Source organism: Mycobacteroides sp. LB1, from assembly GCF_013449725.1.
Lineage (GTDB): Bacteria > Actinomycetota > Actinomycetes > Mycobacteriales > Mycobacteriaceae > Mycobacterium.
The window spans coordinates 194,556-205,924 of the sequence record NZ_JACCFF010000001.1 but is presented as its reverse complement, the minus strand read 5'-3'; the positions used below and the strand labels follow the sequence as shown (position 1 = coordinate 205,924).

Annotated in this window: 14 protein-coding genes; 3 read left to right on the top strand and 11 right to left on the bottom strand. The window is 64.2% G+C overall.

Annotated elements, in window-relative coordinates; all coding sequences use genetic code 11:
• Positions 1-48: 48 nt before the first annotated feature.
• A complete protein-coding gene (locus MLB1_RS01005; protein ID WP_180747897.1) occupies positions 49-354 on the bottom strand; it encodes a Rid family hydrolase in 306 nt (101 codons plus the stop codon).
• A 55-nt stretch (positions 355-409) separates the two neighbouring features.
• Here MLB1_RS01005 and MLB1_RS01000 point away from each other — a divergent pair, with 55 nt between their 5' ends.
• The gene (locus MLB1_RS01000) at positions 410-1,240 is read left to right on the top strand and encodes an LLM class F420-dependent oxidoreductase (RefSeq protein ID WP_180747896.1); all 831 of its coding nucleotides are present in this window, start codon (positions 410-412) and stop codon (positions 1,238-1,240) included.
• Here the strand turns inward: MLB1_RS01000 and MLB1_RS00995 are convergent.
• The 9 genes from MLB1_RS00995 to ppgK all read right to left on the bottom strand — a co-directional run bounded on the left by MLB1_RS00995 (position 1,229) and on the right by ppgK (position 9,254).
• Positions 1,229-1,885: a hypothetical protein gene (locus MLB1_RS00995; RefSeq protein ID WP_180749612.1), complete on the bottom strand. Its 657-nt coding sequence runs from the start codon at positions 1,883-1,885 to the stop codon at positions 1,229-1,231. The two genes, MLB1_RS01000 and MLB1_RS00995, sit on opposite strands and share 12 nt — an antisense overlap.
• Before the next feature lie 48 nt (positions 1,886-1,933).
• On the bottom strand, positions 1,934-3,310 hold the full coding sequence (locus MLB1_RS00990) for an FAD-containing oxidoreductase (RefSeq protein ID WP_180747895.1): 1,377 nt from the start codon (positions 3,308-3,310) through the stop codon (positions 1,934-1,936).
• Positions 3,307-3,789 (bottom strand): DUF4126 domain-containing protein, encoded by a 483-nt coding sequence (locus tag MLB1_RS00985; RefSeq protein ID WP_180747894.1) that lies wholly within the window; start codon positions 3,787-3,789, stop codon positions 3,307-3,309. Before MLB1_RS00985 ends, MLB1_RS00990 begins: the two co-directional genes overlap by 4 nt.
• Before the next feature lie 64 nt (positions 3,790-3,853).
• Positions 3,854-4,408 (bottom strand): methylated-DNA--[protein]-cysteine S-methyltransferase, encoded by a 555-nt coding sequence (locus MLB1_RS00980; RefSeq protein ID WP_180747893.1) that lies wholly within the window; start codon positions 4,406-4,408, stop codon positions 3,854-3,856.
• A 48-nt stretch (positions 4,409-4,456) separates the two neighbouring features.
• Entirely contained in the window at positions 4,457-4,666 is a 210-nt protein-coding gene (locus tag MLB1_RS00975; RefSeq protein ID WP_180747892.1) for a hypothetical protein, read from the bottom strand.
• A 20-nt stretch (positions 4,667-4,686) separates the two neighbouring features.
• Positions 4,687-5,625 carry a hypothetical protein gene (locus MLB1_RS00970; RefSeq protein ID WP_180747891.1) on the bottom strand — a complete coding sequence of 313 codons (939 nt, stop codon included), beginning with the start codon at positions 5,623-5,625 and terminating at the stop codon, positions 4,687-4,689.
• A 133-nt stretch (positions 5,626-5,758) separates the two neighbouring features.
• Positions 5,759-6,724: a sulfite exporter TauE/SafE family protein gene (locus MLB1_RS00965; protein WP_180747890.1), complete on the bottom strand. Its 966-nt coding sequence runs from the start codon at positions 6,722-6,724 to the stop codon at positions 5,759-5,761.
• Positions 6,725-6,916: 192 nt separating this feature from the next.
• On the bottom strand, positions 6,917-8,335 hold the full coding sequence (locus tag MLB1_RS00960) for an RNA polymerase sigma factor (protein WP_371750584.1): 1,419 nt from the start codon (positions 8,333-8,335) through the stop codon (positions 6,917-6,919).
• A gap of 115 nt (positions 8,336-8,450) precedes the next feature.
• Positions 8,451-9,254 (bottom strand): polyphosphate--glucose phosphotransferase, encoded by an 804-nt coding sequence (gene ppgK, locus MLB1_RS00955; protein ID WP_180747888.1) that lies wholly within the window; start codon positions 9,252-9,254, stop codon positions 8,451-8,453.
• A 125-nt stretch (positions 9,255-9,379) separates the two neighbouring features.
• Between ppgK and MLB1_RS00950 the strand changes: the two genes are divergently transcribed.
• Positions 9,380-10,219, top strand: a complete 840-nt coding sequence (locus MLB1_RS00950) for an inositol monophosphatase family protein (RefSeq protein ID WP_180747887.1) — start codon at positions 9,380-9,382, stop codon at positions 10,217-10,219.
• On the opposite strand, the gene cei is transcribed toward MLB1_RS00950, so the two are convergent.
• Positions 10,216-10,863 (bottom strand): envelope integrity protein Cei, encoded by a 648-nt coding sequence (gene cei / locus MLB1_RS00945; protein WP_180747886.1) that lies wholly within the window; start codon positions 10,861-10,863, stop codon positions 10,216-10,218. The genes MLB1_RS00950 and cei overlap by 4 nt on opposite strands.
• 202 nt (positions 10,864-11,065) lie before the next feature.
• Between cei and MLB1_RS00940 the strand changes: the two genes are divergently transcribed.
• Positions 11,066-11,368 carry a DUF4193 domain-containing protein gene (locus tag MLB1_RS00940; protein WP_043077966.1) on the top strand — a complete coding sequence of 101 codons (303 nt, stop codon included), beginning with the start codon at positions 11,066-11,068 and terminating at the stop codon, positions 11,366-11,368.
• Position 11,369: the final 1 nt, after the last annotated feature.

The window sequence follows — 11,369 nt, the reverse complement described above, 5'->3', positions numbered from 1 at the left end:
CGTCACGGTAGCACCGCGATTGGTAGGAGGTCTAGTGGTCCGACCAGTTTAATTCATGATGGCGTCGACCTCAATCTCCACCAGCAGCGCCGGATCGATAAGTGCTGATACCTCGACCATCGTGGCGGCCGGGCGGATATCGCCAAAAAACTCGCCGTGCGCCAAACCGACCTCGCGCCACCGCCCGATATCTGTGACGAAGATGCGGGTCCGTATGACATCGCCCAGTGACGCGCCTGCCTGGCCGAGCGCTGATTCGATACGACGGAGCGCTTCGCGGGTCTGTTCGGCGACGTCGTCGCCACCGACCGTCCCTTCCCACTCGCCGTCCGAGGAAATCGTCATGCGTTCCATGGCCGCAGCGTAAGTGGCGGGAATACCGGCGGCCATCGAATAATTGGACTTCCATGTGACAAGACCCATTCGTATCGGTATCCAGCTTCGGCCCGCCCAGGCGCAGAGCTACAAGCAATGGCGAGACGCAGTGCTCCGCGCCGAGGACAAGGGAGTGGACGTCGTCTTCGGATACGACCACTTCCATTGGCCCGCCGGCACCATCGGTAGTGACGGAGTGGTGCTCGATCCGGTACAGCCCGATGTCAACAACTTCGAGGGCTGGACGGCACTGGGGTCGTGGGCCGAGATCACCTCGCGGGTGGAGATCGGACTGCTGGTCACCGGCGTGGGTTATCGCAATCCTGACCTGCTTGCCGATATGGCTCGCACCGTCGATCACATCAGCGACGGGCGGGTGATTCTCGGCGTCGGTGCCGGCTGGTACGAAAAGGACTACACCACATACGGATACGAGTTCGGTACGACGGGTTCGCGATTCGATCTGTTCGAGGACAGCCTGGTTCGGATTGAGAACCGGTTGGATCAGCTGTTGCCGCCGCCGGTGCGTCCGATCCCGATCCTCATCGGCGGTGGGGGAGAGAAGCGCACCATTCCGCTGGTGGCCCGACATGCCCATATCTGGCATGTCTTCGCCGATATCGACACCTATCGGCGCAAGAACGAAATCCTGATCGCCCAGGCCGAGCGAATCGGCCGCGACCACAATGAGATCGAACGGTCGACCAGTTGGGGGCTGGATCCTGATCGGGGTTTGACCCCCGCGGAAGCCGACGCCTACGCGGACGCCGGAGCAACGCTGTTCACGGTGGGGATCAATCCAGACCCGGACTATGACTTGTCGGTGCTGGACGGGCCCTTGGCCTGGCGTGATTCACGCTCCTAGCGGCCGAATCAGGTAAAACTCGCCGATCTCCAGTGCGGTGGGTACATCGGCCGTCACCACGGTGGGCGCGGCAGGTGGTGGGATCCGATTTTCCGGGCGCCACGTGATATCGGAGGGCACCAGGATGAAAAGGCCGTCGTGATCGCCCACCGGGCCGAAGCCGGGGCTCGGCTCCCCGAAAGGCGGCAGTCCGAGCTTGTCGTGCATGAGCCTCTGAGTCTCAAGCACATCGGATACCCCGAAACCGACCTCGCTGAGATGGCGGATGTCGTCGACGCCGAAGGGGTGGTCGATGCGGTTGTCGAGCGTGTTGCGTTCGATGAGCTCGAGGACGGCATTGTCAGGACCGGTGAAGTAGATGCTGCGGGCCTGCCAATTGGGCGCGCAGTCGAATTCGTCATGCCATTGACCATCGGTCTGCAGCGTGACGCGCTGCGACAGCCACTCCTTGGCCGCAGCCAGGCTGCCCGCGGGAATGGTGAAGGCGATGTGATGCGCACCGTGATACGCGTGGCCCGGCAGCATCGTGAGCGTGCTGTCCCCGATATGAACCGACGCCCGGTCTCCGTCGAGTTCTACCGGCAATTCCAGGGTTTCGGAGTAGAAGTGAGCAGCTCCGGGCACGTCGGTAGCGGTGATCTGCACATCGTGAATCTTCACGCCAGGACGCTATAACCTCAAGCGCCCTTGAGGTCAAACGAGTGGCTGAAGCTCACCCAAGACGGTTGGCAAGAACTCCGCCACAGTGGGATGAATGTGTACGGTGCGCTGAAGTTGTCGCGCGGGCACGCCGTACTGCATGGTGTCGAGCAGGCAGTGCACCACTTCATCGCCGCCCACCCCGAGGATGGTCGCGCCGAGGATGAGATCGGTATCGGCATCAACCAAAACCTGCATGTAGCCGTCGGTTTCGCCCTTCTCGATGGCGCGGCCCACCTGACTCATGGGCTTGCGGCCGACGAGCACGGTGCGACCTGAGGCGCGCGCCTGCGTCTCCGTCATACCGACCCGACCCAGCGGAGGATCGGTATACAGGGCATAGCAGGGCAGCCGGTCGGTGACCCGTCGAGGATCGTTATCGAGCATGTTCGCGGCGACGATCTCGAAATCGTTGTACGAGGTATGGGTGAATGCCCCGCGCCCATTGCAGTCTCCCAGCGCCCAGATGCCTGGAACGTTGGTGCGCAGCTGATCGTCAACCGTGACGTACCCGCGATCGTCGGTGGCGACCCCGGCATTCTCCAGGCCCAAGTCGTCGGTGTTGGGTCGGCGGCCCACCGCGACGAGCACGTGAGACCCGGCCACCTCGGGTGCGCCCCGGGTGCAGTCGACGCCGACGGCGACCCCGTCGTCTCGCCGGGACAGGCTGATACAGGAGGCGTTGAGGCGGAAGGCTATTCCCTCGCGCTCCAGCACCTCCTGGATGATCGCCGAGGCGTCGGGATCCTCGCGTTCGACGAGCCGTGGTCCGCGGTGCACGACGGTGACCTTGCTACCGAACCGTCGGTAGATCTGCGCGAATTCCAGCCCGACATAGCTGCCGCCGATGACGATGAGATGCGCTGGGATCCCGTCGTATTCGATGAGTGAGCTATTGGTGAACAGCGGAATGTCGCCGACACCCGGCCAGTCCGGAACCACTGCCCGGCCGCCGACGTTCAGGAAAACCCTTTCGGCAGAGATGATCTCGTCGCCCACGGCGAGTTCGGTGGGGGAGATAAAGCGGGCATGCTCGTGGTAGATCGTGCAGCCAAGGTCTTTAAGCCATGTCTCACCACCATTGCGCGAGGGCAGGATCACCGAATCTTTGCGCTCCCTCACCCGGGCCATGTCCATGCTCACCGAGCCGGCGACAACGACACCCCAGCGCGCGGCGTCGCGGGCGGTGTGTGCGGTATGTGCGCTGGCCACCAGCGCCTTGGTGGGGCGGCAGCCGGTGTTGACACAGGTACCGCCGAACAGATGTCGCTCGACGATCGCCACCGTCATCCCCGCGCCACGTAACCGGGCCGCCAGAGAGGGGCCGGCCTGTCCGGCGCCGACGACGATGGCGTCGAAGTGGGTGCTCATCCGGCGAGCGTGAAGGTGATGGCAAGTGCCGCAGCGACCGTTATCGCATCCTCGGTCAGTGCCGCGGGCAGATCCTTACCGAAGGCGTCGGCCAGCTTGCCGCGGGCCCACGCCCCGCCGAGCGTGCCGATCACCGCGCCTGCGGCGCCGAGCAGCAGCCCGATTATGAGTCCGGGGGAGGTGCCGTCGGCCAGGGTGCCGAACACGGCCCCGTAGAAGCCGCCGAGTACCACGCGCGCCGCGAAAGCAGGCGGTGCCTTGCGGCTCGGAGTCTTGGGCAGTTTGTCATTGACGATCTCGGCGACGGCCAGCACCGTGGCGACGATGGCCACGATCAGGCTTGCCAAGAACGATGCCCAGGTGCCCTCTACTAGAAGGCATTTGGCGAATGCGGCCCAGCTCAACACGGCGAGGGGAGTCATCGCACGCAGGCCGGCGACGATTCCGATGAGAAGGGCAGCTAGGTACAAACCGGTCATGAGTTCTCCCGATGCGTAGGCCTGTGATCTTGCTAGAGCGTAGACCCGCAGTACGGCTTTCGCGTCAGAACAGCGTGGGGTCGTCGAAACCGGGAGCGTGCTCGAGTCTGAGCAGTTCACGCTTGGTCACGACACCGCCGTAGGCGGAGAAGCCGTGCAGGCTGTGATCAGCTGCCAGCACCCGGTGACACGGGACGAGTAGCGGAATCGGATTGCGGCCCAACGACTGTCCCACGGCCTGCGCGGCGCCCGGTGCCCCGACGGCGGCCGCCACCTCACCGTAGCTGCGGACCCGGCCGGGTCCGATTGCTCTGGTTACGGCGTACACATCGCGATCGAACTCGGTGATCGCGTCGAGATCCAACCGGACCCACTGCAGATCGTCGTCCTCGCCCGCGAGGACCCGTCGGATGCCGTCTATCGCCTCGGACACCAACGGAGGCGGGTCGAGTTCGCCGGCGCCCCGTCGGATGCGCGCACGGGTCGTGGCGTCATCGCCCTCGGGCAGCTGCAATGCGACGATGCCCTCGGCGCTCCACGCGATGGCGCAATTGCCGATGGCGGTGTCGAACAGGCAGTAACCGACTACTGGCATAGCGCCCAGTATTGACGCACCCACCGACAACCAATGGCTATGGGTGGGTGCGTCCCGGCGTCATCGTGGCCATCACTCGAGTGCACGTCTCAGTTCTTCGATTGCGGCCGCTTTCTCCTCGGCAGTGAGATCTGGATCGCTCTTCACGATCTCGATCTTGTGCTCGATAAACGCGCGGTCATCCGACCCCTCCCGGTGCCGGCGGCTGAGTTCTTCGAACTGCTGCCGCCGGTCGGCGATGGGGCCGGTACCGGGAGGGGGAGGTGATCCGTCATCACTCATGAACGGCTGCTCCTGCTCGGTCAACTCTTGACCACGAACGAGTAGTTCGGGTCCAGGAACAGTGGTGAGAATCCATGTCCGTCATTGCGTATGGTCGAGTCGGCCGCGCGCAACAGCGCCCATTGTCCCCAGTTGCCGGCCGCGTCGCGGCCGACCAGCATCGTGTTGAGGAATCCGAGCCAGCGGGTGTTCGTGTAGCTGTTCTGGAATGTCTCGACGATCGGTCCCCAGCTGCCGACCCAGCCGGATGTCTGTTCGGCGGTAGAGGACTGATAGTCGAAGCGGTACACGAGATCCCAACGGTTGGCCGCCCGGTTGTGCAGCAGCACCTCGTTGCGCCACCGGTTTGGTGCGATTTCAAACGACTGATTCCACACGAGCAGCGTCTGCAGACCCCAGCCGTGCGATGAGGTACTACGCAGATACGACGTCAGATTCGCGAACGGGATGTCGGTCTGCCAATGATCCGAGCGTGCCCAGTCGAATACCTTGAATCGGGCGATGTCCTGAGCGTGGTACGAGACGAACGCCTCGACACCTTTTTGTGCTCGGTTGGTGGCGGTCAGGTACAGGTAGTCGCTCACGTTCCCGCCGGGCTGGTGCGGGCAGACGATCTCGTAATAGAACGAGGTACCGCGCGCGAAGCGTGTGCGAAAGCTGTTCGTGTAGAACATGCCGTAGCCGACACCGCCGGGTGGCGGGGTTATCGCCGCGGCGAGTTCGGCGCTGTCGGCCACTCCCGCGGCTTCGGCCAGCGTTGCCTCGGCCTCCTGGCGGGTAGCCGCCGAGAGCTTCGGATGTGATTGCAGTACAGCCAGTTTCGATGCAAGGAACGCACGCTCTGCGTAGGGGTCCCTGACGGTTTCGGCGGTCAGCTTGCGAAACTTACTTCGGCGGTCGGCCACCTCGCCGTCGAAGGGCGGCGGCGCGGTCACTTCCGTGTCGAGTGTTGCGGTCATGGTGGGTCCTCATCTTCCAGCCCTGGTGACGGTCACCGGGGTGGCACCATGCTGCTGGAACGGAGATCCACTCGACATGCGTAGCGGGCTACTCCATTCGCGCTTTGATCGCCGCGGGTCTTGTTATTGGCTGCTACTTCGGTGCGGCAGCGACATCGTCGTCGGGCGTGTCTGCCAGCGCCCCTACGGGTTCCACGCCCTCTGCAATCTCGCTGAGGTCTCCCGCGGCTTCGGCGGCCGTGAGCTTGGCCTTGCGCCACGTGTACGCGACCAGTGCCACCCAGGCGATGACAATCACCAGGTAAATAGGCGTACGCACCGAGTCAGGAGTGTCGAAATACCGCAGCAGTGTGCGGGTGTTGGTCAGCACCAAGATTCCGCCTACTGCGGTACCGAGCACCACCGAGTTGACGCGCGAGACGAGCCAGGCGGCGATCGGCGCGGCGATCACGCCGCCCAAGGCCAGCCCGGCGATCACGATCAAGTTGTTGAAGAACTCCGAGCCGAGTCCGAACAGGAAGCCGATACTCGCCGAGACGGCGACGATGAACTCCGACGCACTCACTGAGCCGATCACCGTGCGGGGTGCAGCCGTTCCACGAGTGAGCAACGTACTTGTCGTCACGGGCCCCCAACCGCCGCCACCGGAGGCGTCGATGAATCCACCGAACAGGCCTAACGGGGCCAGGAACTTCGCCGAGAATGGCGTCGATGGCGCGTAGTTCCCGCGGGGCGGGTTGGTGCTGAAGCGGTACACCAGGTAGACGCCGATGGCGAGCAAGATTCCCGCCGTGATCGGGGCCGCGGCTTCGGTGGACAGTCGCGACAACACGGTGGCACCCAAGAATGCGCCGATGCCGCCGGGTATGCCCAGCCGCAGCAGGACACGTTTGTCGACGTTCCCGAACCGCCAATGCGAGACACCCGACGCCAGTGTGGTGGCGACCTCCGCGAAATGCACCGCGGCGCTCGCGTGGGCGGCACCGACACCGGTGAGCACCAGCAGGGTCGTGGCCGTGACGCCGAACGCCATGCCAAGCGTTCCGTCGACGATCTGGGCACCGAGACCCACGAGGGTGAAGATGAGAAGTTTGATCACAGAGGGTTCGCTCCTGGCGGGACTTGCGCGGTTAGCGGAAGTCCCGACATTAGCCGTGAACGTGTTCTGGGCAGCGAGTTGTGGTTGACGTGATCCAAACTCGGACCGACGGCTGCCCGCGCCGACCGCCGACACTCCGGTTTAGGAAGCGTTACGCGAGTAGCGCGCGCAGAACACGGCGCGAAGGGGGGATTAGTCGAGGTAGTCGCGCAGCACCTGTGAGCGACTGGGGTGGCGCAGCTTCGACATGGTCTTGGACTCGATCTGCCGGATGCGTTCACGGGTCACCCCGTACACCTGACCGATCTCGTCGAGCGTGCGCGGCTGGCCGTCGGTAAGACCGAACCGCAGACGCACGACGCCGGCCTCACGCTCGGACAGCGTTTCCAGCACCGACTGCAGTTGATCCTGCAACAGCGTGAAGCTCACCGCGTCCACCGCGACAACGGCCTCACTGTCTTCGATGAAGTCGCCGAGTTGGCTATCGCCTTCGTCACCGATGGTCTGGTCCAGCGAGATGGGTTCACGCGCGTACTGCTGGATCTCCAGCACCTTCTCCGGCGTGATGTCCATTTCCTTGGCCAGCTCTTCGGGCGTGGGCTCGCGGCCCAGGTCCTGGAGCAGCTCGCGCTGAATGCGGCCGAGCTTGTTGATGACCTCTACCATGTGCACCGGGATACGGATGGTGCGGGCCTGGTCGGCCATCGCGCGGGTGATGGCCTGACGGATCCACCAGGTGGCGTACGTCGAGAACTTGTAACCCTTTGTGTAGTCGAACTTCTCGACTGCGCGGATCAGGCCCAGGTTGCCTTCCTGGATGAGGTCCAGGAACGCCATGCCGCGGCCCGTGTAGCGCTTGGCCAGCGACACCACCAGACGCAGGTTGGCCTCCAGCAGGTGGTTCTTGGCGCGGTCACCGTCACGGCAGATCCACGACATATCGCGGCGCTGTGCGGCCGGAAGCTTCTCGCCCTTTTCGGTCAGCTCGGTGACGATCTGGGTTGCGTACAGACCGGCCTCGATCCGCTTGGCCAGCTCAACTTCCTCTTCGGCGTTGAGCAGGGCCACCTTGCCGATCTGCTTGAGGTACGCGCGCACCGAGTCTGCCGACGCGGTGAGCTCGGCGTCTTTGCGGGCCTGCCGCAGCGCCTCGGATTCCTCTTCGTCCCAGACGAAATCCCCTGAAGCCTTGTCCTTATCGGAGGGCTCGTCGCTTTCGGCTTCTGCCTCGGGCTCGGCGACAACCTCGACGAGGTCGACCTCGATCTCGGCGTCATCACCGAGCTCGGCTTCGAGATCTTCGCCGGGCTCGACCTCGGTGTCCTCGGCGCTGCCCTGCGGTTCGAGAGCGGGATCGGTGCCCTTGGCGGCGGCCTTCTTGGCGGGTGCCTTCTTGGCCGCGGCCTTCTTGGCGGGTGCCTTGGCCGGGGCGGCCTTCTTGGCGGCGGCCTTCGCGGGCGCCTTCTTGGCCGGTGCCTTCGCGGGGACTGCCTTGGTGGCGGTGGTCTTCGAAGGTGTTGCGGCGGTGGCCTGCTTTACCGGAGCTGCTTTCGTGGCTGCCACGTACGCCCTTTCCTGGCTACTTCTTCGACGCGCATGGGCATGCAAAATCGAGAAAATTGGCTGTCTGCTTGATGTTCGTCGCTGCCTCGGAGCACCTGCGTGGCCCTGCATGCGGCTGTCTGACTGCCATTGTAACGATAAGAGTGGGGAACCTGTGAAAAAGCTAAGGTGAAACGCCAGCGTGTGCGGCCATCGCGGCACCCACGATCCCCGCGCTGTTCTGCAGTGCAGCAGCCACCACCGGGGTGCGGTTCGTTAGCAGCGGCACCCATTTTTCGGCCTTGCGACTGATGCCTCCGCCTACGATGAACAGGTCGGGCCAGACCGCGTTCTCCACCGCCACCAAGACCTTGGTGACCTCGGGTGCCCACTGCTTGTAGCTCCATTCGTTCTTTTCCTTGATCGACGACGCTGCGCGGTGTTCGGCCTCCATGCCGTCGACCTCGATGTGTCCGAACTCGGTGTTGGGCAACAAAATCCCGTTATGCAGGACGGCGGATCCGATTCCGGTTCCGAAGGTCAAGAGGACGATCACGCCCGACTGGTCCTTGCCCGCGCCATACCGGTCCTCGGCCAGTCCGGCGGCGTCGGCGTCGTTGAGCACGGTGACGGTCTGGCCGTGCAATTCGGCGCTGACGATGTCGTGGACGTTGACGCCTAGCCACGATTTGTCGACGTTCGCCGCAGTGCGTGCCTCGCCGTGCACGATCACGCCCGGGTATGTCACGCCGACGGGCCCCGTCCACGAGAAATCGCGGACGACTGTGGCGATGGTCTCCGCGACGGCCTCGGGCGTGGCGGGCTGTGGAGTCGGATATTTGACCCGTTCGCCGATCAGCTCGCCGGTTGTCAGATCCACGATCGCGCCCTTGATACCGCTTCCGCCGACGTCGATGCCGAACCCTCGCTGCTCGGCGTCACCTGCTCCCGTTGCGGGTGCGGAGGGTCCGGATTCGGTGGTGGTCATCGGCGCTCCTTGGTCCTGGATATACGTGGCTGGCGAACATAGCCGGAACACACTGAATGCGAGTGACACCTTAATGCCCTCCGGGACGATGCGCGTGACCCTGACTGGTGTGCTGCGATAGAGGCATGGGAATCGAACCGGGAGCGCTGCGTTCGGTCGCGGTGCGGCTGGCGTCTGAGGCCGCGGAATTCGTGCGGCATCGTCGAAGTGCCGTCGATTGGGCGACGTCCGTGCGCACCAAGACAACCGAGACAGATCCCGTGACGCTTGTCGACACCGAATGCGAGCGGCTGCTGCGCCGCCGGTTGGCTTCGTTGCGACCCGATGACGCGATCCTGGGCGAGGAGGACGGGGAGACCGGCGACGCGGGCCAGTCCCAGGTGCGTTGGGTGATCGATCCAATCGACGGCACGGTCAACTTCGTCTACGGCATCCCCGCCTACGCGGTTTCGGTGGCCGCACAGGTCGAAGGTGTATCCGTGGCGGCAGCGGTCGCCGACGTCGCGGCCGACCGCGTCTTCTCGGCGGCGTCCGGCAGCGGCGCGACAGTTCGTGAGGCCAATGGTCTGCAGCGGCCGCTGGGATGCAATCCGGTCAGCGAGGTACGGCTCGCGTTGGTGGCCACGGGTTTCGCGTACTCGACGGTGCGACGGGAACGTCAGGCCAGGTTGGTGGCGCAGTTGTTGCCTCGGGTGCGGGACGTGCGACGGATCGGCTCGGCGGCGCTGGATCTGTGCGCAGTGGCCGAGGGGCGCGTCGATGCCCAATACGAGCATGGGCTGGGGCCTTGGGACTGGGCTGCGGGCGCCCTCATCGCGCGTGAGGCCGGTGCGGTGCTGGTGTTGCCGGGCGCCGATGCCCCCAGCTCGGATGGCGAACTCATCGCGGCGATGGCACCCGGAATCGCCCGGGAGTTCGGGCAGCTCCTGACAGATATCGACGCCAGGTCACCGATTCCCGGCTAGCAGGTGCTCTGTCGCGCCCGGGCGATGAAATCGGAGTTGGCCTGGTTACCGGATTTGAGGCTGCTCAGTGCCGAGGTGACCGCATTACCCGAGGCGAGTTCGGTGAACTCGCTGCCGAGTGCCAGATCCACCGAATCGTCGGATCGCTTGTCCTCGACGAACTCGACACACGGTGCCACCAGCGAGAGCGTTACGGCGGTGGCGTACCCGGATTCCCCGAAACGTATCTGGCCGACACAGTTCAGGCGGGAACCGGCGGGGTAGAACGGGTCGTTATCGGCGGTTGGTGAGGGGAACCCCACATCGCGCAGCGAGGTGGATACCTCTCCGGCCTGACCGGCCTGGCCGTTGGCGTTCAGGACACGCACCTTGACGTCGCTAAGAGTGGCCGGGCTGGTGCCTGCCAGCGAGGAGCGAGATATCGGGTTGCCGATGCCGGCGCCACCCGGCTCGGTCTGCTGAGCGGGCGAGTTGCATGCCGTCGCCTCCTTGACCGGTGCCTCCCGGGTGAGCGCCGAAGCCCAGACAAACACGGTGACGGTCAGGAGTGCCAACCCGACACATAGGGCTGGCAAATAGTTCCGGCGTCGAAAAGGGCGCCCAAGCTTGTCTACCGAGGTGCCCTCGGTGATGTCTGCGACCACGGATGGCACTCTAGGCCAGCGGACTTCTTCGCGACAGACGGCGAAATAGACCGGGTGTCCACTGCTGTGTGATGCAAATCACACTAAGAACCGGCGGAATCCGGGCACTAATAGTTTGTGATGTCCGTTTCAGCCTGGTACAAAGCCTTGCTGCGCCTATTGCAGAAGCTAGATGACGAGATGTTGATAAGGGGATGGACGCATGGCTACCGACTACGACGCTCCGAGGCGAACTGACGCCGACGATGTGTCAGAGGACTCGTTAGAGGAGCTCAAGGCTCGTCGCAACGAAGCACAGTCGGCGGTGGTCGATGTCGATGAGGCGGAAACCGCCGAATCGTTCGAGCTACCGGGCGCCGACCTATCAGGCGAGGAACTATCGGTACGGGTGATCCCGAAGCAGGCCGATGAGTTCACCTGTTCGAGCTGCTTCCTGGTGCATCACCGCAGCCGTTTGGCGAGTGAGAAGAACGGCCAGCTGATCTGCACTGACTGCGCGGCGTGAC

What these genes read in the sequence shown, in the direction of transcription:
- ppgK (WP_180747888.1), bottom strand. Translation starts at nt 9,254, where the DNA reads ATGACCACCACCGAATCCGGACCCTCCGCACCCGCAACGGGAGCAGGT.
- MLB1_RS01005 (WP_180747897.1), bottom strand. Translation starts at nt 354, where the DNA reads ATGGAACGCATGACGATTTCCTCGGACGGCGAGTGGGAAGGGACGGTC.
- MLB1_RS00970 (WP_180747891.1), bottom strand. Translation starts at nt 5,625, where the DNA reads ATGACCGCAACACTCGACACGGAAGTGACCGCGCCGCCGCCCTTCGAC.
- MLB1_RS00985 (WP_180747894.1), bottom strand. Translation starts at nt 3,789, where the DNA reads ATGACCGGTTTGTACCTAGCTGCCCTTCTCATCGGAATCGTCGCCGGC.
- MLB1_RS00990 (WP_180747895.1), bottom strand. Translation starts at nt 3,310, where the DNA reads ATGAGCACCCACTTCGACGCCATCGTCGTCGGCGCCGGACAGGCCGGC.
- MLB1_RS00975 (WP_180747892.1), bottom strand. Translation starts at nt 4,666, where the DNA reads ATGAGTGATGACGGATCACCTCCCCCTCCCGGTACCGGCCCCATCGCC.
- MLB1_RS00950 (WP_180747887.1), top strand. Translation starts at nt 9,380, where the DNA reads ATGGGAATCGAACCGGGAGCGCTGCGTTCGGTCGCGGTGCGGCTGGCG.
- MLB1_RS00940 (WP_043077966.1), top strand. Translation starts at nt 11,066, where the DNA reads ATGGCTACCGACTACGACGCTCCGAGGCGAACTGACGCCGACGATGTG.